General features: G+C 71.6%; 20 protein-coding genes. All 20 read right to left on the bottom strand.

The window, feature by feature from the left end; genetic code table 11:
• Positions 1-34: 34 nt before the first annotated feature.
• The 20 genes from atpE to E4U91_RS23610 all read right to left on the bottom strand — a co-directional run bounded on the left by atpE (position 35) and on the right by E4U91_RS23610 (position 22,148).
• The gene (gene atpE / locus E4U91_RS23705) at positions 35-265 is read right to left on the bottom strand and encodes an ATP synthase F0 subunit C (protein WP_024884520.1); all 231 of its coding nucleotides are present in this window, start codon (positions 263-265) and stop codon (positions 35-37) included.
• 74 nt (positions 266-339) lie between these two features.
• On the bottom strand, positions 340-1,161 hold the full coding sequence (gene atpB / locus E4U91_RS23700; RefSeq protein ID WP_067237141.1) for a F0F1 ATP synthase subunit A: 822 nt from the start codon (positions 1,159-1,161) through the stop codon (positions 340-342).
• Between the two features lie 225 nt (positions 1,162-1,386).
• Positions 1,387-1,800, bottom strand: coding sequence for a Cg1360 family ATP-synthase-associated protein (locus E4U91_RS23695; protein ID WP_067237139.1), 414 nt, complete (start codon positions 1,798-1,800; stop codon positions 1,387-1,389).
• 334 nt (positions 1,801-2,134) lie between these two features.
• Positions 2,135-3,484, bottom strand: coding sequence for an MraY family glycosyltransferase (locus E4U91_RS23690; RefSeq protein WP_137308697.1), 1,350 nt, complete (start codon positions 3,482-3,484; stop codon positions 2,135-2,137).
• 159 nt (positions 3,485-3,643) lie between these two features.
• A complete protein-coding gene (locus E4U91_RS23685) occupies positions 3,644-4,882 on the bottom strand; it encodes a serine hydroxymethyltransferase (RefSeq protein ID WP_137308696.1) in 1,239 nt (412 codons plus the stop codon).
• Positions 4,883-5,046: 164 nt separating this feature from the next.
• A complete protein-coding gene (locus E4U91_RS23680) occupies positions 5,047-5,730 on the bottom strand; it encodes an arsenate reductase/protein-tyrosine-phosphatase family protein (protein WP_137308695.1) in 684 nt (227 codons plus the stop codon).
• Positions 5,727-6,374, bottom strand: coding sequence for an L-threonylcarbamoyladenylate synthase (locus E4U91_RS23675; RefSeq protein WP_137308694.1), 648 nt, complete (start codon positions 6,372-6,374; stop codon positions 5,727-5,729). Before E4U91_RS23675 ends, E4U91_RS23680 begins: the two co-directional genes overlap by 4 nt.
• Positions 6,375-6,423: 49 nt before the next feature.
• Positions 6,424-7,263, bottom strand: a complete 840-nt coding sequence (gene prmC / locus E4U91_RS23670) for a peptide chain release factor N(5)-glutamine methyltransferase (protein ID WP_067237353.1) — start codon at positions 7,261-7,263, stop codon at positions 6,424-6,426.
• A gap of 90 nt (positions 7,264-7,353) precedes the next feature.
• On the bottom strand, positions 7,354-8,421 hold the full coding sequence (gene prfA / locus E4U91_RS23665) for a peptide chain release factor 1 (protein ID WP_137308693.1): 1,068 nt from the start codon (positions 8,419-8,421) through the stop codon (positions 7,354-7,356).
• A gap of 106 nt (positions 8,422-8,527) precedes the next feature.
• Positions 8,528-8,752 carry a 50S ribosomal protein L31 gene (gene rpmE, locus E4U91_RS23660; RefSeq protein WP_003973638.1) on the bottom strand — a complete coding sequence of 75 codons (225 nt, stop codon included), beginning with the start codon at positions 8,750-8,752 and terminating at the stop codon, positions 8,528-8,530.
• 289 nt (positions 8,753-9,041) lie between these two features.
• Positions 9,042-10,175 (bottom strand): LCP family protein, encoded by a 1,134-nt coding sequence (locus tag E4U91_RS23650; protein WP_137308691.1) that lies wholly within the window; start codon positions 10,173-10,175, stop codon positions 9,042-9,044.
• A gap of 217 nt (positions 10,176-10,392) precedes the next feature.
• Positions 10,393-12,153, bottom strand: coding sequence for a trypsin-like serine protease (locus E4U91_RS23645; RefSeq protein WP_241678672.1), 1,761 nt, complete (start codon positions 12,151-12,153; stop codon positions 10,393-10,395).
• A 200-nt stretch (positions 12,154-12,353) separates the two neighbouring features.
• Positions 12,354-14,399 carry a transcription termination factor Rho gene (gene rho / locus E4U91_RS23640; RefSeq protein ID WP_137308689.1) on the bottom strand — a complete coding sequence of 682 codons (2,046 nt, stop codon included), beginning with the start codon at positions 14,397-14,399 and terminating at the stop codon, positions 12,354-12,356.
• A 426-nt stretch (positions 14,400-14,825) separates the two neighbouring features.
• On the bottom strand, positions 14,826-15,755 hold the full coding sequence (gene thrB / locus E4U91_RS23635) for a homoserine kinase (protein WP_137308688.1): 930 nt from the start codon (positions 15,753-15,755) through the stop codon (positions 14,826-14,828).
• A 447-nt stretch (positions 15,756-16,202) separates the two neighbouring features.
• Positions 16,203-17,261: a threonine synthase gene (gene thrC, locus E4U91_RS23630; protein ID WP_067237117.1), complete on the bottom strand. Its 1,059-nt coding sequence runs from the start codon at positions 17,259-17,261 to the stop codon at positions 16,203-16,205.
• A 6-nt stretch (positions 17,262-17,267) separates the two neighbouring features.
• Positions 17,268-18,566, bottom strand: coding sequence for a homoserine dehydrogenase (locus E4U91_RS23625; protein WP_137310976.1), 1,299 nt, complete (start codon positions 18,564-18,566; stop codon positions 17,268-17,270).
• A 163-nt stretch (positions 18,567-18,729) separates the two neighbouring features.
• A complete protein-coding gene (gene lysA / locus E4U91_RS23620; RefSeq protein ID WP_137308687.1) occupies positions 18,730-20,121 on the bottom strand; it encodes a diaminopimelate decarboxylase in 1,392 nt (463 codons plus the stop codon).
• Positions 20,118-20,270: a hypothetical protein gene (locus tag E4U91_RS38150; RefSeq protein ID WP_168218149.1), complete on the bottom strand. Its 153-nt coding sequence runs from the start codon at positions 20,268-20,270 to the stop codon at positions 20,118-20,120. Before E4U91_RS38150 ends, lysA begins: the two co-directional genes overlap by 4 nt.
• A gap of 3 nt (positions 20,271-20,273) precedes the next feature.
• Complete coding sequence (nrtL, locus tag E4U91_RS23615; protein WP_137308686.1) at positions 20,274-21,359, bottom strand: ArgS-related anticodon-binding protein NrtL; 1,086 nt, start codon at positions 21,357-21,359, stop codon at positions 20,274-20,276.
• Between the two features lie 306 nt (positions 21,360-21,665).
• Positions 21,666-22,148 (bottom strand): response regulator, encoded by a 483-nt coding sequence (locus E4U91_RS23610; protein WP_391305425.1) that lies wholly within the window; start codon positions 22,146-22,148, stop codon positions 21,666-21,668.
• Positions 22,149-22,597: the final 449 nt, after the last annotated feature.

Below are 22,597 nucleotides of genomic sequence, written 5' to 3'. Positions count from 1 at the left end.
CTTTCGTCTAGTCGGCTGATCGTGAATCGTCAGATCACTTGCCGTAGACGAACGGCATGACCAGACCGATCAGGGCGAGCGCCTCACAGAAGGCGAAGCCGAGGATCTGGTTGGCGCGGATCAGGCCGGCGGCCTCGGGCTGACGGGCGAGGGCCTGGGTGCCGTTACCGAAGATGATGCCGACGCCGACGCCGGGGCCGATGGCAGCGAGGCCGTAACCGATGGAGCCGAGCGAGCCGGAAACAGCGGCAAGGGTCTGGGACATGCCAGTTCTTCCTTTTCTTTACGGACCGGTGGGGGTTGGCCACCGGACGGCTGGGGGGTGGTGCGGGGCGGGGCTCAGTGGTGCTCGGCGAGCGCGCCCTGGATGTAGGTGCACGTCAGGAGGACGAAGACGTACGCCTGAAGGGCCTGGATGAAGAGCTCGAAGGCCGTCATCACGATGGTCATGATGAACGAGACGCCGGCGTAGGCGATCCCGATGCCGTTCAGCAGGTACCAGCTGGCGATCGTGAAGAGCAGCAGCAGGGTGTGACCGGCGAACATGTTCGCGAAGAGCCGGACGGCGTGCGTGAAGGGGCGCACGAGCAGGTTCGAGAAGAACTCGATGAGCATCGCGAGCGGCAGGACCGCTCCCAGCGACTTGTCGTAGCCCGTGACGTTCTTGAAGAAGCCCACGAAGCCGTGGCGCTTGAAGGTCAGCGACACCCACAGGACGTAGACCACGAGGGCGAGCACGGCCGGGTACGAGATGATCGCGGTGACCGGGAACTGGGCGAGCGGGATGATCGACCAGAGGTTCATCATCCACACGAAGAAGAACAGCGAGACGATCAGCGGGACGTACTTCTCGCCCTCCCGCTTGCCGATGGTCTCGTACACGACTCCGCGGCGGATGAAGTCGTAGCCCGCCTCGGCGACCATCTGCAGCTTGCCGGGGACGACCTTCGGCTTGCGGAAGGCGGCCCAGAAGAAACCGACGATGACGATGGAACCGAGCAGCGCCAGCAGCATCGTCTTGTTGAAGTACACGTTGCTGTCGCCGTCGCCCCACAGGGGCTCGAACAGGAACGAGTGCAGGCCGGGAGCCGGGAAGCCACAGCCGTCGAAGATGTGGCAGTCGGTCTCGAAGGCGAGCACCTGCGTCGGATCAGCACTCACCGCGGGCTCCTTCAGCGTGGCGCATAGGTACGGCAACCTCGTTGTGTCGGCGCGGCAGCGAGCCGCGGTTCGGCACGGGACTGGTGTTACGGATGTGGGGGCGGCTGAGGGGCATCTCGCCTCGCGCTTGAGCAGGCGTCAGCTCGAATGCCCGCGCCCGCGATGCCGCAGTTGGCACCGGACGATAGCAGGATCTCTCAGGCGTCCTTATCCCGGCCCTACCCCTCACGACGAGTGCCCCGATTTTTCGGGTTCGACGTAGAGGATCTTGGCCTTCATGTGGGCGCGCGTCTGGGCGGCGATCCACGTGAGGGTGGCGGCGACAAGGGTGAGCGCGAACGCCCGGGGGTTGAACAGCGTCGTGTCCTTGAACACGGCGAGGAAGACGAACAGCAGCAGGATCTGCGCGGCGTACAGCATCAGACCCATGGCCTGGAAGAGGTGCGGGAGCGATTTCGCCGTCCGCTGCAGGACGTAGAGACCGATCCCCATGAAGAGGATCGCCAGCACGGCTGCCACGACCGCCCCGACCGCACCCTTCCCGCCGGCGACCACACCACTGACGACGGCGGCGATCGCGCCGACGGCAGCCGTGGGCACAGCGGCCTGGGCCAGGATCCGGACGTCGTTGGACGGCATGGCGGCAACTCCGCGTTCAAAAGGGGGCTGGGGTGTCGTCATGGACGAGCGTAGTCCCGGCTGAGGCGGTCGAGACCTCGTGCCGTCGGACCGTCGCAGTGCGGTCTGTCGGCTCTACCGGGGGTTCTCGTGAACCGTATCACAAACTATTTGATGAGGTCTTTACCTGGATGGTGTGCTGACTGTCACACGTGAGGGTGACCCTGCGCGTCTGAGCGAAAACAGCGCCGACTTGTCTGGTATTGGGGCGGTTCGCTCCCCCACGAGTTGGCAATGTTCTAGTCAGATTCTTACCCAGCGCCCGACGGCCCCGAGGAGGGGACCGGTGGCCTCCTCACCCGCGGGGAACACGCGAACGAGCGCCCAGAGCGGTCGCTCCGTTGACGCCGGGCGCCCCCGGGCCGCCCGAGACGCCGACCGGGACGGGAGCGCGCGGCTCGTCGTCGGCCGCCTCCGCGCTCGCGGCGTTCTCCGCGCTCCCGGCACCCTCCGCCGCACCGGGCGCGGGCGCCGTACGGCGCCGCCGGTAGCGCGGCGGCACGAACGCCTCGGCCCAGCGCGGGGCGCGCGGCGTGAACCGCGGCAGCAGGAGCAGCACCAGGCCGACCGCGCTGAGACCCACCACGCCCAGGACGATCCACATCGACGCCGAGTTCACCGAGTAGGCCAGCGCCCCGAACGCGATCAGCGCCGACCAGAAGTACATGATCAGCACCGCGCGGCTGTGCGAGTGCCCGATCTCCAGCAGCCGGTGGTGCAGGTGCCCGCGGTCCGCCGCGAACGGCGACTGGCCGCGCCAGGTGCGCCGCACGATCGCCAGGATCAGGTCGGCCGCCGGGATCGCGATGATGGTGAGCGGCATCAGCAGCGGGATGTAGACCGGCACCATCTGGTGCACCGCGTTGCGCTCGGACCCGGAGAACAGCTTCATCACGTCCGGGTCGACCTGGCCGGTCACCGAGATTGCGCCCGCCGCCAGCACCAGTCCGATCAGCATGGAGCCGGAGTCGCCCATGAAGATGCGCGCCGGGTGCATGTTGTGCGGCAGGAAGCCCACGCACATGCCCATCAGCACCGCCGCGAACAGCGTCGCCGGGGCCGCGGCCTCGATGCCGTACGAGTACCAGATGCGGTAGGCGTACATGAAGAACGCCGCCGACGCGATGCACACCATGCCGGCCGCGAGACCGTCCAGGCCGTCCACGAAGTTCACCGCGTTGATGGTGATGACCACCAGCGCCACCGTGAGCAGGGTGCCCTGCCACTGGGTCAGCGCGACCGTGCCGACGCCCGGGATGGGCAGCCACAGGATCGTCAGGCCCTGCATGACCATCACACCGGCCGCGATCATCTGCGCGCCCAGCTTGATCAGCGCGTCGATCTCGAACTTGTCGTCGAGGACGCCGATCAGCCAGATCAGCGCGGCGCCGCTGAGCAGGGCGCGCGGCTCGTTCGACTTCTCGAAGACCTGGTTGAGGTTGGCCAGGTGGTCCGCGACCAGCAGGCCCGCGCACAGCCCGAAGAACATGGCGATCCCGCCGAGGCGCGGAGTGGGCTCCCGGTGCACGTCACGTGCCCGGATCTCCGGCATCGCCCCGGCCACGATCGCGAACTTCCGTACCGGCCCTGTCAGCAGATACGTCACCGCGGCCGTGACGCAGAGCGTCAGCAGGTATTCACGCACGGGCTTCCCCACAGGTCTCGCTGGCCATCTCAGCCCCACACCCTAGCGACGGCCGCATGTGGATGAGGACTTCCGGGTAGCAACGATGGTTGCACGTATGGCTGTGGGGTCCGTCGCACGGGGCGCACCGGGGGGTGTGCGGGCCCGCCACCACCCCCCTCATCCGGGGTACGGCGGGAAGGCCGCCACCAGGTCGCGGACGTCGTCCCGGGCCCGCTGGGCGTCGGTCGCCCGGCGCAGCACCCGGGCCATCAGCGTCGCGACGGCGGACATCTGCTCCTCCCCCATGCCCTGGGTGGTCACCGCGGCCGTGCCCAGCCGGAGGCCGCGCAGGTCGGCGTGCGGCAGGGCGCAGCAGTCCAGCACGATCCCGGCCCCGGCCAGCAGTCCGCGCGCGGTGCGCCCGTCGACGCCGAGCGGCGCCGGGTCGGCCGTGATGAGGTGCGTGTCGGTGCCGCCGGTGGTGACGGCCAGGCCCTGCGCCGCCAGTCCGGCCGCGAGCACGCGCGCATTGGCGACGACCCGGTGCGCGTACGCGGAGAACGCCGGGGTGGCCGCCTCCCCGAACGCGACCGCCTTCGCGGCGATGGTGTGCATCTGCGCGCCGCCCTGGGTGAACGGGAACACCGCCCGGTCCACGCGCTCGGCGAGGTGCGCGCCGCACAGCAGCATCCCGCCGCGCGGTCCGCGCAGCACCTTGTGCGTGGTCGCGCACACGACGTCGGCGTACGGCACCGGACTGGGTGCCGCCCCGCCCGCGACCAGCCCGATGGGGTGGGCGGCGTCCGCGACGAGGAAGGCGCCCACCTCGTCGGCGACCTCGCGGAAGAAGGCGTACTCGAGGTGGCGGGGGTAGGCGATGGAGCCGCACACGATCGCCTTGGGCCGGTGGGTGCGGGCCAGGGTGCGCACCTGCTCCCGGTCGACGAGTCCGGTCTCCGCGTCCACCCCGTAGGGGACGAAGTCGAACCAGCGGCCGGAGAAGTTCGCGGGCGAGCCGTGGGTGAGGTGACCGCCGTGGGGCAGCCCGAGGGCGAGCACGGTGTCGCCGGGCCGCAGCAGGGCGGCGTACGCGGCGAGCACGGCCGAGGAGCCCGAGTGGGACTGGACGTTGGCGTGCTCGGCGCCGAACAGAGCCTTGGCGCGGTCCACGGCGGCCCGCTCGGCCATGTCGACGATCTCGCAGCCGCCGTGGTGGCGGGCGCCGGGGTAGCCCTCGGCGTACTTGTTGGCGAGCGGGGAGCCGAGCGCGGCCAGCACGGCCGGTGAGCTGAAGTTCTCGGCGGCGCTCAGCTGGAGCGTCGTCGCCTGGCGCATCCGCTCCGCGAGCAGGATCTCGGCGAGCTCGGGATCCTGCCGCCGCAGCAGGTCGGCCCCGAGGGCATGGCTGACGGTCATGACGGGCTCCGGACGCGTCGACGCTGACGTACGTCCAATGTAGGCCCGGCACTCCGGGCACGCCCGCGATGCTGCGGCGACCGGGGCCCGGCCCGGGACGGCACGGCGTGGGGACGGCTCGGGAGGCGCGGGCGGGGACGCGGGACGGCGCCGGCGGGACGGCGTCAGCCGGTGCGGGCCGGGACGCCGGTCAGGGCCGTCACCACCGGGTCCAGCGCCTGGTGTATCTCGTCGCCGATCGAACGGAAGAACGTCAGGGGCGCCCCGTACGGGTCGTACACCTCGTCCGCCTCGGCGGTGGGCGCCAGCAGCCAGCCGCGCAGCGCGGCGGCGGCGCGGACCAGGGCGCGGGCGCGCTGGACCACGCCCTCCTCCAGCGGCGGCAGGGTGGCCGGGTCGATGGCCTTCACCAGCCGGGTGAACTCCTTCAGCGTGAAGGTGCGCAGCCCCGCCGAGTGCCCCATGGAGATGACCTGGGCGCGGTGGTCGCGGGTGGCCGTCAGCACCAGGTCGGCGTGGATGACGTGCTCGTCGAGCAGCTCCCGCCCGACGAACCCGGAGGCGTCCGCGCCGAAGTCGGCCAGCACCTGCTCGGCGTGGGACTCCATCGGCGCGCCCTCGTGGCCCCAGGTGCCGGCGCTCTCCACGACCAGTGCGCCGCCCAGGATGCCGAGCCGCTGCTTCACGTAATGCCGGGTGAGCCGCTCGGTGATGGGCGAGCGGCACACGTTGCCGGTGCTGACGTGGAGGATGCGGAAACTGTCGCGCGGCAGTCCCACGAAGGTCGTGGTGATCTCCGCCGCGCTCTCCCGGTCGCCTATGCCACGCCCCGCGTCAGGGGCCGTCAATTCGCCACCTCGAGGTCGGGTACCACCTTCCGCAGCTCCTCGGCGGAGATCGCGCCCGCGCGCAGCAGCAGCGGCACCTCACGGGTCACGTCGACGATCGACGAGGGCACGTTGCCGGGGGTCGGTCCGCCGTCGAGGTAGACGGAGACGGAGTCGCCGAGCATCTCCTGGGCGGCGTCGCAGTTCTCCGGCGCCGGGAAGCCGGTGAGGTTGGCGGAGGAGACCGCCATCGGGCCGACCTCGGTGAGCAGTTCGATGGCGACCGGGTGCAGCGGCATCCGCACGGCCACGGTGCCCCGGGTGTCGCCGAGGTCCCACTGCAGGGACGGCTGGTGCTTGGCGACCAGGGTGAGGGCGCCCGGCCAGAAGGCGTCGACCAGTTCCCAGGCCAGTTCGGAGAAGTCGGTGACCAGGCCGTGCAGGGTGTTCGGGGAGCCGATGAGGACGGGCGAGGGCATGTTGCGGCCGCGGCCCTTGGCCTCCAGCAGGTCGCCGACGGCCTCCTGGGAGAAGGCGTCCGCGCCGATGCCGTACACCGTGTCGGTCGGCAGGACCACGAGCTCGCCACGGCGGACGGCGGACGCGGCCTCGCGCAGACCGGTCACTCGGTCGGTCGCGTCGTTGGTGTCGTATCGCCGAGCCATCTCTAGCGGGCCTCCTCGTACACGTACTGCGGGTGGTGGGTGGGGGTGGTCACGGCAGGGCCTTGCGGGCGGTGGCGAAGCGTGGCCGGTTGTTGAGGTCGGGGTGGTCGGCCGCGTCGGCCCAGCCCCGCTCCTCGGTGAAGATCCACGGCACCTGGCCGCCCTGGGTGTCGGCGTGCTCGATGACGACGACACCGCCGGGGCGCAGCAGCCGGTGCGCGGTGCGCTCGATGCCCCGGATCAGGTCCAGGCCGTCCTCGCCGGAGAACAGCGCCAGCTCGGGGTCGTAGTCGCGGGCCTCGGGGGCGACGTACTCCCATTCGGTGAGCGGGATGTACGGCGGGTTGGAGATGACCAGGTCGACCTGGCCGTCGAGGTCGGGGAACGCGGTCAGCGCGTCGCCCTGGCGCAGGTCGACGCGCGACCCGGCGACGTTCTTGCGGGTCCACACCAGGGCGTCCTCGGACAGCTCCACGGCGTGCACGCGCGAGCGGGGCACCTCCTGGGCGAGGGCGAGCGCGATGGCGCCGGAGCCGGTGCACAGGTCGACGATGCACGGCTCGACGACGTCCATGGCGCGCACCGCGTCTATGGCCCAGCCGACCACGGACTCGGTCTCCGGCCGGGGCACGAAGACGCCGGGGCCCACCTGGAGCTCCAGGTAGCGGAAGTAGGCCCGCCCGGTGATGTGCTGGAGCGGCTCGCGCTGCTCGCGCCGGGCGATGACCTCCCAGTAGCGGGCGTCGAAGTCGGAGTCCTTCACCAGGTGCAGGGTGCCGCGCTTGACGCCGTGCACGAACGCGGCGAGCTCCTCGGCGTCGGTGCGCGGTGAGGGCACGCCGGCGTCGGCCAGCCGCTGGGTGGCCTGGGCCACCTCAGCGAGCAGCAGGCTCCGGGGGCTCGGGGGTCGCCCCCCAAAAGGTTGCTGCACGCGCGTCCTCCGTGTCGTCCTCGGTACGTCGTTTGCGCCGGTGCGCCGCTACGCGGCCGCGAGCTTCGCCGCCGAGTCCGCGTCGACGCACGCCTGGATCACCGCGTCGAGGTCGCCGTCCAGGACCTGGTCCAGGTTGTACGCCTTGAAGCCGACCCGGTGGTCCGAGATGCGGTTCTCCGGGAAGTTGTAGGTGCGGATCTTCTCGGAGCGGTCGACGGTGCGGACCTGGCTGCGGCGGGCGTCGGCGGCCTCGCGCTCCGCCTCCTCCTGCGCGATGGCGAGCAGCCTGGAGCGCAGGATGCGCAGGGCCTGCTCCTTGTTCTGCAGCTGGCTCTTCTCGTTCTGGCAGGAGGCGACGACACCGGTCGGCAGGTGCGTGATGCGCACGGCGGAGTCGGTGGTGTTCACCGACTGCCCGCCGGGGCCGGACGAGCGGTAGACGTCGATGCGCAGGTCGTTGGGGTTGATCTCGACGTCGACCTCCTCCGCCTCGGGCGTGACGAGCACACCGGCGGCGGAGGTGTGGATGCGGCCCTGCGACTCGGTGGCGGGCACGCGCTGCACGCGGTGCACCCCGCCCTCGTACTTCAGCCGGGCCCACACGCCCTGGCCGGGCTCGGTCGTGCCGCGGGTCTTCACGGCGACCTGGACGTCCTTGTAACCGCCCAGCTCGGACTCGGTGGCGTCGATGATCTCGGTCTTCCACCCGACGCGCTCGGCGTAGCGCAGGTACATCCGCAGCAGGTCGCCGGCGAACAGCGCGGACTCGTCACCGCCGGCGCCCGCCTTGATCTCCAGGATGACGTCCTTGTCGTCGCTGGGGTCGCGCGGGACCAGCAGCAGCCGCAGCTTCTCCGTCAGCTCCTCGCGCTGCTGCTCCAGCTCCTTGACCTCGGCGGCGAAGTCGGGGTCGTCGGCGGCCAGTTCGCGCGCGGTGTCGATGTCGTCGCCGGTCTGCTTCCAGGAGCGGTACGTGGCGACGATCGGGGTGAGCTCGGCGTAGCGCTTGTTCAGCTTGCGCGCGTTGGCCTGGTCGGAGTGGACCGACGGGTCGGCGAGCTTCTTCTCCAGGTCGGCGTGCTCGGTGACCAGTTCCTCGACGGCCTCGAACATCTTGGGCTCCTGTTGCGTACGTGGGTGAAGTGCGGGCGACCAAAAACGCCGGTCCCGGGCACGCCCCGGGCGGGGGCGCGACCGTGGACCGGCGAAGAGGGGCTCGCTACTTCTTGGAGCCGGCGGAAGCCTTGCCGAAGCGGGCCTCGAAGCGGGCCACACGGCCACCGGTGTCGAGGATCTTCTGCTTGCCCGTGTAGAACGGGTGGCACTCGGAGCAGACCTCGGCCCGGATGGTGCCGGACTCGATGGTGCTGCGGGTGGTGAACGACGCGCCGCAGGTGCAGCTGACCTGCGTCTCGACGTACTCGGGGTGGATGTCGCGCTTCAAGGTGTCTCCTAGGTATCGGGAGGACGCCGGGTCGCCGCCGCGGGGTGCGGGGGCGTGAACCGGAGTCGACGTACCAGTCTGCCAGGACTGGCGCCATCCTCCCAAACCGGGGGTGCGGGTGTTCTATTCCCGGGGGCGCCCACGGGGGTGGGGGCCTGTCGCCGCGGGCGGGTGCGGGCCCGTCGTGGCTCGTCGCGCAGTTCCCCGCGCCCCTTCGAGATGGGTTCCGCTGTGCTTCCCCCAGGGGCGCGGGGAACTGCGCGAACGGCCACGACGCACCCACGGACGACTACGAGGCCGTCACCACACCCGCCGCCTCACCCGTGGCCGTACCGGTCGTCGCCGCCTTCGGAATCGCCGTGTCCGTCCTCAGCGCGTTCCACACCAGGCGGGCCTTGGACTGCTCGACGAGGACCCGGTTGGGGTCCGCGGGGTCGTACCGGACCGGCAGGGTGACCATGGTCATGTCGGACGCGCCGATGCCCTTCAGGCCGTCCGCGAAGGACATCAGGGAGTTCACCGAGCCGAGTGCGGAGTCGGTCGTCACGGCCTTCGTCGCGGTGTCGGCGAGGTCCAGCAGCTTCTTCGGGTTGCCGAGCAGGCCGACGTGCTCGACCTGGTCGAGCAGTGCCTTGACGAACGCCTGCTGGAGCTGGATGCGCCCGAGGTCGGAGCCGTCGCCCACGCCGTGCCGGGTGCGGACCAGGCCGAGGGCCTGCTCGCCGTCGAGGGTGTGCGCGCCGGCCTTGAGCCGCAGGTGGCTGTCGGGGTCGTCGATGTCCTTGGTGGTGGTGATCCGGACCCCGCCGAGCTGGTCGATGAGCTTCTGGAAGCCGGCGAAGTCGACCTCGAGGTAGTGGTCCATGCGCACGCCGGACATCGACTCGACGGTCTTCACCGCGCAGGCGGCCCCGCCGGTGGAGTACGCCGAGTTGAACATGACGTCCCGGGCGGCGTCGTGGGTGACGCCCTTGGGGTCGGTGCAGGCGGGACGGTCGATCAGCGTGTCGCGCGGGATGGACACCACGCTCGCCCTCCGGTGGCCCTGGTACACGTGGATGATCATCGCCGTGTCGGAGCGGGCGCTGCCGTCGTCCGTGCCGCCGCCGAGCTTCTTGTTGCTGCCGGAGCGCGTGTCGGAGCCGAGGACCAGGATGTTCTCGCTGCCGTTGTCGGCCTTGGTGGGCCGGTCGGTGCCGAGGGCCTGGTCGATGTCGACGCTCTTGAGGTTGCCGTTGAGCTTGAAGTACACGTACCCGAGGCCGGTGCCACCGAGGACGACCACGCCCGCGGCGGTCCACGCCGCGATCATCAGCCCCCGGCGCCGGGCGCGGGGCTTGCGGCGGCCTCTGCCGCTGTCGGGACCGGTGGTGCCGTTGTCATCACCCGGTATGCCGGGCTCCGGCGTGCTCTCGGCGGACATGTGCTCCTCGGTTCGTCGGTGCGCGGTCGGATACCCCCTGCGGTCGGGATCAGGCCTGGTGCTGTCCGTCGTACGGACCCGTACCGCTCCATCGTCACCCCGTCCGTCAGACGGGGAAACCGGGGAAAGGGTTGCACGACGGACCGTGCCCGCCCTGGTGACAGGACGGGCACGGTGGGTCACCGGTGGAGCGGGTGCACCCCGCTCACCTGCGGGGTCAGCCGAGGAGGTCGTACTGCTGGAATCCGGTGCCGAGGGAGACGCGTGTGGCGAAGCTCGCAGTCGTGTTGGCGCCGGTCCCCTTGTACAGGTAGAGCGTGCCGCCGGGGGTGCGGGCCAGCAGGTCGGCCTTGCCGTCGCTGTTGAGGTCGCCGACCGTCACGAGCGCGTTGTACGTCGTGTTGGTCCAGGTGGCGACCTTCAGCGCGGGCTGCCACAGGGCCGTGGAGGCCACGCCCTTGCTGCGGTACAGGTACACGGCGCCGGTGCTCTTGTTGCGGGCGAGCAGGTCGGCGTTGCCGTCACCGTTGAAGTCGCCGTGGCCGCGCACGAGGTTGAAGTTGTTGAAGCCGGCGCCGACCTTGAGGGGAGCGGCGAAGCCTCCGTTGCCCTTGCCCGCGTACAGCCAGAGCGCGCCCGTGGAGTCCACGGCCAGCAGGTCGGGCAGGTAGTCGCCGGTCATGTCGCCGGGGGCGACGATGTTCAGGCGGGTCTTCCAGTTGTCACCGATCAGCTTGGTCGTCCACGAGTCGGTGGCGGGCACGTAGTGCTCCCAGAAGACGTCGCCGTCGGAGGACCGGCGCATGATCAGGTCCTGGTAGCCGTCCCGGTCGAGGTCGGTCTGGACGATCAGGTTGTAGCCGTTCCAGTTGCCCCAGGACTCGCGGGCGGCCAGCGAGGTGCCCTTGGAGACGATCCTGTAGGCGGTCTTGGTGGAGGCGTTGCGCACGAACAGGTCGGCGAGGTGGTCACCGTTAAGGTTGGTGTCCTCCACGCGCGGGTAGGCGGCGCCGACGTAGGACGAGACCTTGGTGAAGACGCTGTACGCGCCGCTCGCGACGCAGTCCTCGACGCCCCAGGAGACGACGCCCACGATCCGGCCCTTGACGATCAGCGGGCCGCCGGAGTCGCCGTTGCAGGCGGAGGTGGTGCCCTCGTCGGTGCCGGTGGCGGGGGTGCCCGCGCACACCATGTGGCCCTTGACGAAGTCCGCGCCGTAGGCAGTCGCGCAGGTGGTGTCCGACTGGATCGGCAGGGTCGCCGTCTTCAGCACGTCGGAGATGTCCTGCGTGGTGGAGCTGGTGCGGCCCCAGCCGAACAGCGTGGCCGGGGTGCCGGCGGCGTACGACGCCGTGTCGGTGGCCGTCGTCATCCGGATCGGCGTGGCCTTGATCGGGTTGGGCAGCGTCAGCACGGCGATGTCGTTGTTGATGGTCGCCGGGCTGTACGACGGGTGGTTCCACTGCCGCCAGACACCGCTCGCGTTGCCGCCGTGCAGGTCGGTGATGTGGCCCGTGCTGTCGACCGTCGGCAGCTGGGAGGTGCCGGTGATGACGGTGCCGTGGGAGTACCAGCTGTAGTTCTTGTTGTACTCGTCGCGGACGCAGTGCGCGGCGGTGAGGATCTTCGTCGGGGCCACGACCACGCCGCCGCAGAAGAAGCCGATGTCGTCGGCGGTGGTGGTGGTACCGCGGTCGTCGCCGTACCACAGCTGCGCCATGTACGGGGCGTTGGCGATGGTCGCCGTGGTGCCACCGATGATCTTCGGGTCGGCGGTGCGGGTACGGGTGCTCCCGCTCAGCGCCTCCTTGCCGGTGTGCCCCGGGGTGTCGTCACCGGCGACGGCGATCGCAAGCCGCTTCTCCAGCTCGGCTTGGGACGGTGCGCTGACCGTCGGCTTCGGCGGGGTCTCGGCCGCCTGTGCGGACGACGTCAGCAGGACGCCTGCGACGGCGGCGGCGAGGCCGGCCGCGGCCACGGGCAGGGCGATCCGTACACGGCGTCTGTGACGCCGTCCCCCGGACGTGGGTGTACCCACAAGTCCCCCCTCGGGAAGTGGTGTTCCTGGGTTTGCGCGGTCGAACGGGCGACCGAAGAGCGTGATCGTACCGTGGACGTGGACATGCAGAAGGGCCGCCCCCCTCGGAAGGGGGACGGCCCGTACGACGCCGGCGGGGACTAGTCGCCGTTGCCCGGGGTGGGCGTCGTCTTCTGAATCTGCATGAGGAACTCGCCGTTCGACTTGGTCTGCTTCATCTTGTCGAGGAGCAGCTCGATCGCCTGCTGCTGGTCCAGCGCGTGCAGGACGCGGCGGAGCTTCCAGACGACCGCCAGCTCCTCGTTGCCGAGCAGGATCTCCTCCTTGCGGGTGCCGGACGCGTCGACGTCCACCGCGGGGAAGATGCGCTTGTCGGCGAGCTTGCGGTCGAGCTTGAGCTCCATGTTGCCGGTGCCCTTGAACTCCTCGAAGATCACCTCGTCCATGCGGGACCCGGTGTCCACCAGGGCGGTGGCGAGGATGGTCAGCGAGCCGCCGTCCTCGATGTTGCGGGCCGCACCGAAGAAGCGCTTCGGCGGGTACAGCGCGGTCGAGTCGACACCACCGGACAGGATGCGGCCGGAGGCCGGGGCCGCCAGGTTGTAGGCGCGGCCCAGGCGGGTGATCGAGTCGAGCAGCACGACCACGTCGTGGCCCAGCTCCACCAGGCGCTTGGCGCGCTCGATGGCCAGCTCGGCGACCGTGGTGTGATCCTCGGCCGGGCGGTCGAAGGTCGAGGAGATGACCTCGCCCTTGACCGACCGCTGCATGTCGGTGACCTCTTCCGGACGCTCGTCGACCAGGACGACCATCAGGTGGCACTCGGGGTTGTTGTGCGTGATCGCGTTGGCGATCGCCTGCATGATCATGGTCTTGCCGGTCTTCGGCGGGGCCACGATCAGACCGCGCTGGCCCTTGCCGATCGGCGACACGAGGTCGATGATCCGGGTCGTCAGCACGCCCGGGTCCGTCTCCAGGCGGAGGCGGTCCTGCGGGTACAGCGGGGTGAGCTTGTTGAACTCCGGGCGGCCGCGGCCGTGTTCGGGCGCCATGCCGTTGACCGAGTCCAGGCGCACCAGCGCGTTGAACTTCTCGCGGCGCTCGCCCTCCTTGGGCTGGCGGACCGCACCGGTGATGTGGTCGCCCTTGCGCAGGCCGTTCTTGCGGACCTGGGCGAGGGAGACGTACACGTCGTTCGGGCCGGGCAGGTAGCCCGAGGTCCGGATGAACGCGTAGTTGTCGAGGATGTCCAGGATGCCGGCGACCGGGATCAGGACGTCGTCCTCGGTGATCTGCGGCTCCGCGGTGGCGATCTCGTCGCGGCCGCGGCGGCCCCGGCGGTCGCGGTAGCGCCCGCGCCGGCCGCGCCGGCCGCCCGCCTCGTCGTCGTAGCCGTCGTCCTGGCGGTTGTCCTGCCGACTGTCCTGGCGGCCGCCGCCCTGCTGCTGGCCCTGGCCCTGGCCCTGCTGGCGCTGCTGGCCACCGCCGCCCTGGTTCTGCTGGTCGTCGCCCTTGCCGCGGCGGTCGCGGTCACGGTCACGGCCGCGCTCACGGCGGTCGCGGCGGCGGCCCTCGCCGTCACCGGCGTCGCCCTGCGCCTGCTGCGACGGGCCCTGCTGCCCCTGCTGGCCCTGCTGGGACTGCTGCTGGGCGGGCGTCTCCGCCTTCGGCTCGCTCTTGGCCTCGGCGGCGACGGTCTCGGGCGCGCCGGCCGGGGCGCCCGCCTCGGCGGTGGCGCGGCGGCGCCGGCGCTCGGCCGGGGCCTCGTTGCCGCCGGCGGGCTGGCCGGGGATCTCGATCTGCTGCTGGGCCGCGGCCTGGTCGGCGGGGGCCTGCTCGGCCTTCGCGTCCGCCTTCTTCCCGGCTTCCTCGCCCGTACGGGTGCGGGAGGTGGCGCGGCGCTTGGGCTTGGTCTCACCGGCGGCGTCGGCCTGGGGCGCGGGAGCGCCTCCCTGGGCCTGCGCCTCCTTGATGACCTCGATCAGCTGGCTCTTGCGCATCCGCGCGGTGCCCCTGATGCCGAGGCCGGAGGCGACCTGCTGGAGCTCGGCCAGCACCATGCCCTCGAGGCCGGTACCGCGGCGCCGCCGGGAGCCGGCACCGGCGGCAGGCGCGGAGGCGTCCGTGGAGGGCGCGGCAGCGGTCTCCTCGACACGTGCGCCCATCAGATCGGTGGTGTCGCTCACGAAGGGTCCTTCCCTGGAGCGGACGTCGGCCTGTCTGGCTCGGCGACCGGTTGTGCTGTCCGGTTCCGGTCCTTGCTGTGCGGACGGAGCCGGGGCGGTGGTCCGCCAAAGCGGCGGAAGAGATATCTGGTGATGGCGCTTCCTCGAGCCGTGGCACCCGGTGCCGGGGTCACGTGGCGTGGTCGCACCGATTCCGGAACTCCCCCAGCGGGGGTAGCCCCACCTGAAGGCCGCTCAGCGCCGGTGTACGGCGTACTGCCCAGGTACGACGTACGGAACGCAGTGCGGCTTGGGGAGCTCCCGGAAGAATGTCTGTCCCGGACGGGGACACGAGGCACCTCGCCATGGTGAGGTCGGGTGCAGACTTGAGATTAACACTACCGGATCCAACAAACATTCCCCCTCTCGAAATCCGGCAACCGTGCGTCACATGTCGCCGGACGGCGCGAGCGGCAGCACGCTCGCGCCTCGCAGATCCAGACTCAGCCGGTTGGCGGCCCAGTCCGCACCGGCCAGCGCCTCGACCTTGTCGGCCGAGTCCGCGTCGGCCAGCGCCATCACGGTGGGTCCGGCGCCCGAGATCACCGCGGGGATCCCGTCGCCGCGCAGCCGCTCCACCAGCGCCGCGCTCTCCGGCATGGCCGGTGCGCGGTACTCCTGGTGCAGGCGGTCCTCGGTGGCGGGCAGCAGCAGCTCGGGGCGCCTGGTCAGGGCCTCGACGAGCAGGGCGGCACGGCCCGCGTTGGTGGCGGCGTCCACGTGCGGCACGGTGCGCGGGAGCAGTCCGCGCGCGGTCTCGGTGAGGACCGGCTTCCCGGGCACGAAAACCACCGGAACGATGGAATCGGAGGGCTCCATCCTGATGGCCCGCGCGGCGCCGGCCTCCATCCAGGACAGGGTGAAGCCGCCCAGCAGGCACGCGGCGACGTTGTCGGGGTGGCCCTCGATCTCGGTGGCGAGTTCGAGCAGCGCCGTGTCGTCGAGCCGGGACTCGCCGCCTATGGTCACGGCGCGCGCGGCGACGATGCCCGCGCAGATGGCGGCGGAGGACGAGCCGAGGCCGCGCCCGTGCGGGATGCGGTTGGCGCACACGATCTCCAGGCCGCGCGGCTGGCCGCCCAGGATGTCGAAGGCGGTGCGCAGGGAGCGGACCAACAGGTGGTTCTCGTCGCGCGGCAGCGTCGCGCTGCCCTCCCCCGCGATGTCGACGTGCAGCCCGGAGTCGGCCACCCGGACGACCACGTCGTCGTACAGCCCCAGCGCGAGGCCGAGGGCGTCGAAGCCCGGGCCGAGGTTGGCGCTGGTGGCGGGGACGCGCACCCGGACGGCGGCGGCGCGGAACGCTGGACCGGCCATCGCTCGTTGACTCTCCTTGAGCTGCGGAACTGTCGAATGACAGTCGAATGACTTCGCTGGACATTCGATGACGTACGAAGACCCTGGGCCGCCGGAGCGGCGCTGTCCGGGAACAGCTGCGCTGCGGCACATGCGGGCGGGGCATATGCGGCAGGCGGGTCCCTACAGCCTATCGAAGGAAGGTTCTGCGGCGACATAGGGCGCACAGGAGGCGCACGATGCGTGTCGCAGGCCCGCTGTGCCCCTGCGTAGGGGAACGTCCCCCGTCGGGCGCGGTTGACGCGTCCGCTGCCGCCCTGCGTCCCCCGTACCGCATGCCGCGCGGGTGGACGGGCGGGCTGTCGGGCGCGGGTACGGGGCGGCCGGAGCGTCGGACGGCAGGACCGCCGGGCGGCCGGGTCTTTCGGCTGTCGGGCCGGCCGCCCGCGTCCTGTGCGACTCAGCGTCCTACGCGAGTCCGAGGCGCTCCGCCGCGGTGGCCGCGTCGACCGGCACGGTGACCGGCTGCGGGGCGCCGGCGACGGCCCAGTCGGGGTCCTTCAGACCGTTGCCGGTGACGGTGCACACGATCCGCTGGCCCGGGTCGACCTTGCCCTGCTCGGCCGCCTTGAGCAGACCGGCCACCGAGGCGGCCGAGGCGGGCTCGACGAAGACGCCCTCCTGCGCGGCCAACAGCCGGTAGGCGCGCAGGATCTCACGGTCCGTCACCTCGTCGATGAGACCGCCGGACTCGTCGCGCGCGGCGAGGGCGAACTTCCACGACGCCGGGTTGCCGATGCGGATCGCGGTGGCGATGGTCGACGGGTCCTTCACGACCTCGCCGCGCACGATCGGGGCGCTGCCGGACGCCTGGAAGCCCCACATCCGGGGCTTGCGGGCGGCGACGCCGTCGGCGGCGTACTCCTGGTAGCCCTTCCAGTACGCGGTGATGTTGCCCGCGTTGCCGACCGGCAGGACGTGGATGTCGGGGGCGTCCCCGAGCATGTCCACGATCTCGAAGGCGGCGGTCTTCTGACCCTCGATGCGCACCGGGTTGACCGAATTGACCAGCGCCACGGGGTAGTTGTCGCTGAGCGAGCGGGCGAGGGTCAGGCAGTCGTCGAAGTTGCCGTCGACCTGGAGGATCTTGGCGCCGTGCACGAGGGCCTGGCCCATCTTGCCCAGCGCGATCTTGCCCTGCGGCACCAGCACGGCGGACACCATGCCCGCGCGCACGGCGTAGGCGGCGGCGCTCGCGGAGGTGTTGCCGGTGGACGCGCAGATCACCGCCTTCGCGCCCTCCTCCTTGGCCCGCGAGATGGCCATGGTCATGCCGCGGTCCTTGAAGGACCCGGTCGGGTTCGCGCCCTCGACCTTGAGGTGCACCTCGCAGCCGGTGCGCTCGGAGAGCACCTGCGCGGGCACGAGCGGCGTACCGCCCTCGCGGAGCGTCACGACCGGCGTGGTGTCCGATACCGGCAGCCGGTCCCGGTACTCCTCGATGATTCCGCGCCACTGGTGGGTCATTGCTGGTTACTCTCCTTCAACCCGCATGATGCTGGCGACGCCCCGCACGGTGTCGAGCTTGCGCAGCGCCTCGACGGTCCCACCGAGGGCGGCGTCGGATGCCCGGTGGGTGACGACGACGAGGGAGGCCTCGCCGTCGGAGTCCGGCCGCCCCTGCTGCCGCACCGTGTCGATGGACACTCCGTGCTCGGCGAAGACGGTCGCGACCTGGGCGAGCACGCCCGGCTTGTCCGCCACGTCGAGGCTGATGTGGTACCGCGTGACGACCTCGCCCATCGGCGAGACGGGCAGCGCGGCGTACGCCGACTCGCCGGGCCCGGTGGACCCGTCGAGCCGGTTGCGGCAGACGGCGACCAGGTCGCCGAGCACGGCCGAGGCGGTCGGCGAACCGCCGGCGCCGGGGCCGTAGAACATCAGCTGACCGGCGGCGTCCGACTCGACGAACACGGCGTTGTAGGCGCCGCGCACCGAGGCGAGCGGGTGGGTCAGCGGGATCATCGCGGGGTGCACGCGCGCGGTGACGGAGGCACCGTCCTCGGCCCGCTCACAGATCGCGAGCAGCTTGATGGTGCAGCCCATCGCCTTGGCGGAGGCGAAGTCCGCGGCGGTGACCTCGGTCATGCCCTCGCGGTGCACGTCGTCGAGGCGTACGCGCGTGTGGAAGGCGATCCCGGCGAGGATGGCGGCCTTGGCGGCGGCGTCGAAGCCCTCGACGTCGGCGGTCGGGTCGGCCTCGGCGTACCCGAGCGCGGTGGCCTCGTCGAGCGCCTCCTGGTAGCCGGCGCCGCTGGAGTCCATCTTGTCGAGGATGAAGTTGGTCGTGCCGTTGACGATGCCCATCACCCGGTTGATCTTGTCGCCGGCGAGCGACTCGCGCAGCGGGCGGATCAGCGGGATGGCGCCGGCGACGGCGGCCTCGTAGTAGAGGTCCCGGCCGTGCTCCTCGGCGGCGGCGTGCAGGGCGGCGCCGTCCTGGGCGAGCAGCGCCTTGTTGGCGGACACGACGGAGGCGCCGTGCTCGAAGGCGGCGGTGATGAGGGAACGGGCCGGCTCGATGCCGCCGATGACCTCGACGACCACGTCGATGTCGCCGCGTTTGACGAGCGCGGTCGCGTCGGTCGTGATCAGGGCGGGGTCGATGCCCGCGCGCACCCGGTCGGGCCGCCGGACGGCCACGCCGGCCAGCTCCACGGGGGCCCCGATGCGCGCGGCGAGGTCGTCGGCGTGCGTCGTCATGATGCGCGCCACCTCTGAGCCGACCACTCCACAGCCCAGCAGCGCCACCTTCAGCGGACGCGTACGCATCATCCGACCTCGTTTCCTCTTACCGTCTACGGTGGGTCCAGTCTCACTCACCGGACCGGAGTTCCTGCCCCTGGTCCGGATCGTGAGACATCTATTTCATTTTCGCGGGACCGCGCGCAGGAGATCTTCCAGCCGCGCCCCGCACCTCGCGCGCTCTCGGCGGTCAGCCGACGTCGAGGCGCAGCAGGTCCTCCTCGGTCTCCCGCCGGACGATGACGCGGGCCTCACCGTCGCGCACGGCGACGACGGGCGGCCGCAGCACATGGTTGTAGTTGCTCGCCATGGACCGGCAGTACGCCCCCGTCGCCGGTACGGCGATGAGGTCACCCGGTGCCAGGTCGGCGGGCAGGAACGTGTCCCGCACGACGATGTCGCCGCTCTCGCAGTGCTTGCCGACGACGCGGCTGAGCATGGGCTCGGCGTCGCTGGTCCGCGACACCAGGGCGACGCTGTACTCGGCGTCGTAGAGCGCCGTGCGGATGTTGTCGGACATGCCGCCGTCGACGGAGACGTAGGTGCGCAGCCCCTCGAGCGGCTTGACGGTGCCGACCTCGTACAGCGTGAAGGCGGTCGGCCCGACGATGGCCCGCCCCGGCTCGACGGAGATCCGCGGGGTCGTCAGCCGGGCGGCCTCGCACTCGCGGCCGACGATCTCGGTGAGCGCCTTGGCGATCTCGTGCGGCTCGCGCGGGTCGTCGCCGCTGGTGTAGGCGATGCCGAGCCCGCCGCCCAGGTCGATCTCGGGCAGCTCGACGCCGTGCTCGTCGCGGATGTCCTTCAGCAGCCCCACCACGCGGTGCGCGGCGACCTCGAAGCCGGACATGTCGAAGATCTGCGACCCGATGTGCGAGTGCAGCCCGATCAGCTCCAGCCCGTCGAGCTGCAGGGCCCGCCGGACGGCTTCGGCGGCCTGCCCGCCGGCCAGCGGGATGCCGAACTTCTGGTCCTCGTGCGCGGTGGCGATGAACTCGTGGGTGTGCGCCTCGACGCCGACGGTGACCCGGATCTGCACCCGCTGCCGGGTGCCCAGCTCCTGCGCGATGTGGGCGACCCGCACGATCTCCTGGAAGGAGTCGAGGACGATCCGCCCGACACCGGCGGCGACGGCCCGGCGGATCTCCTCGGGCGACTTGTTGTTGCCGTGGAAGGCGATGCGCTCGGCGGGCATCCCGGCGGACAGGGCGGTGGCCAGCTCGCCGCCGGAGCAGACGTCGAGGTTCAGCCCCTCCTCGTCCAGCCACCGCACGACGGCCCGGGACAGGAACGCCTTGCCGGCGTAGAAGACGTCGGCACCGGACCCGAAGGCGGTGCGCCAGGCGCGGGCGCGGGCCCGGAAGTCGTCCTCGTCGAGGACGTACGCCGGCGTCCCGAACTCCTCCGCGATCCGGGTGGCGGGAATCCCGCCGACGGTGAGGACACCGTCCTCGTCCCGGCGGACGGTCTGCGACCACACCTTGGGGTCGAGGAGGTTGAGGTCGGCGGGCGGCGCGGCGTAGTGCCCCTCGGGGAGGACGTCGGCGTGACGGGGCCCGGCGGGGTGTGCGGAACGGCTCATGACGGGTGTGGGGCTCTCTGTGTGCTCTGGCGGCGGGCGGCGGGGGCGGGGGCCGGGTGGGTCTCGTGGGCCGGGTCGGCGTGGTCGGCGTGGTCGGCCGGGTGGGTCGTGTCGGCGTCGGTGACCTGGGTGGCTGTTCCCGTTCGCATGGCTCAGAGGTGGTCGGGGGCGTCGATGCCGAGCAGGGACAGGCCGCCGGCCAGCACCGACCCGACGGCGTCGGCGAGCGCGAGCCGGGCACGGTGGGCGGCCGAGGGTTTCTCGGCACCGCGGGGCAGCACGGTGGGCAGGAAGGGGATCACGGCGTCGGCGAGGGTGACCAGGTGCCGGGTGAGGCGGGAGGGGGTGCCGGGGTCGGGACGGGTCGCGTCCGCGGGGACCACGGAGGAGAGGAGGCGGGGGTGGTCGGCGAGGAGGCGGAGGAGGGTGGTCTGGGCCGGGCCGGACGTGTCGAGGTCGGTGTCGGCGTCGGCGGCGGTTGACGGGGGTGCGAAGCCGAGGTCGGCGGCGTTGCGGTGGACGGCGCGGGTGCGGGCGTGGGCGTACCGGACGCGGAAGAGGGGGTTGCTCTCACGCTGCACGAGGTGGTCGGCGCTGATGCGGGGCCGGTCGTGGGGGGCGGGGTGCAACAGGGCCCAGCGGGCGGCGTCGGGACCGAGGGGGGCGGGGTCCTCGGGGGCGGGGAGGGGACGGAGGACCAGGGTCCCGTCGGCGACGGACAGCGGCCGTGACGGCGGTGATGAAGCCGCGGACTCCTCGTGCTGGACCTCGACCCGGCCGCCCTGCGAGGCGACGATGCGGGAGAGGGAGTCGGCGAGGACTTCGGCGCGTACGTCGTAGGGGACGCGGAGGGCGAAGACGCGCCCGGCGAGGAGGTCGGAGTACCCGTACCGCAGCCCCTCGGCGAGGACGCGCTGCACGAGGCCGGAGCCGGTGCCGCGGTCGAGCCGGATGTTGAGGAAGCCGGGGCCGGTGATCTGGACGTCGCGGATGCCGGGGGCGTGGGCGAGGTGGGGGCGGAGCACTTCGGCGACGCGCAGCGGGGGCTGCCCGGCGGGCCGGGCGAGCTGGAGGGCGACGTTGGTGGCGTAGTCGCCGTGACCGCCGGGCCCGGGGGGTGCGACGGACACGCGCCGCGGGAGGTCGGGCAGCCCGTGCAGATCCACGGCGAGGTCCCCCGCGTCGACGGCACACCGGACGGCGTGCAGCACGGTGCGGGAGAGCTCGACGGGGGTCACGGGACAAGCGTAGGGGAGGAGGGGGGTGGGGAGGCGAGCCGGTTTGTGGGGGGTCCCGGGATGTGGGACGAGAGGGTGCACGGGGTGGGGTGCAGCGTGGAGAAGCGGATGGACCTAGGGCCTGTCGTTTGGATCAGTCCGGCCCGGCCCACGGCGCCTTGTCGCCGACCCGAGCGGGGTCTGGTGCGTGCAGCTGCAAGGCGGAGGAGGGCGGCGACGCGGAGCGTCGCCAACCGACGACAACGCCGCAGATGCGCGTGCCAGCCCTGCGACGCCGGAATGATCCAAACGACTGGCCCTAGCTGCCTAGCTGCCGGCCTGGCTGGGGGTGGAGCGCGGTGCCGGGGCGGCGGTACCGGTATCGGAAGCGGCGGCGCTGCCACCTTCAGTAGGCGCTCGCTCCAACAACCGGCGGACGAGGGAGACGAGCTCGGCGGGCTCGAAGGGCTTGGCGAGGAAGGCGTCGACGCCCACTTCGAGACCGGCTTCGAGCTCGTACTGGGTGCAGGCGCTGACGATGGCGAGGGGAAGGTCACGGGTCAGGGGGTCGGCGCGGAGCCGGGCCGCGGTGCTGAGCCCGTCGAGCCGGGGCATGACGACGTCGAGGGTGACGAGGTCGGGCCGGACCTGATGAACGACTTCCAGACATTCGGCACCATCGGCCGCGGTCACGACCTCGAGCCCCTCGAGCTCGAGATTGACCCTGATCAGCTGGCGGATGACCTTGTTGTCGTCCACAACGAGAACCCGCCCCGACGCGCCTGGCACAACTCGAGAGTAGGTCGACACCGGCCACCGCGTCCGGGTTTTCCTGACTTCTGCCTCGTGAGGGGGGTGGGTGGGGGCGCGGGGGGTGGAGGCGGGCGCCGAGGTCTTGGGGGTGGAGCGGGCACCGGGGGCGCGAGGGGCGGGTGCGGGCGCCGAGGTCTTGGGGGGTGGGGTAGGCACCGGGGAAGTGGGGGGTGAGGACGAGGGCCGGGTCTTGCTTCGTGGGGGCGCCTGGGGACTTGCGGGGCCGACGCCGGCGTCTTGCGAGGGGAGCGGGCGCCTAGGGACTTGGGGGGACGACGCCAGCGTCTTGCGAGGGCGGGGCCGACCCCAGCGTCCTGTGTGGGTCGGGCGCCGGTTCGTCTGAAGGAGCAGGAATGGCAGGCCGAGGGCCTGTGGCCGCACACCGCTCCACGAAAAGTGGTTCATGACCACCCCGGCGGAGCTGGTAGTGTTCTACCCGTCGCCGC

The sequence above is a fragment of the Streptomyces lasalocidi genome, assembly GCF_005280215.1.
In the GTDB taxonomy this organism is placed as follows: Bacteria; Actinomycetota; Actinomycetes; order Streptomycetales; family Streptomycetaceae; genus Streptomyces; species Streptomyces longwoodensis.
This window is presented reverse-complemented; position numbering and strand designations above follow the sequence as displayed.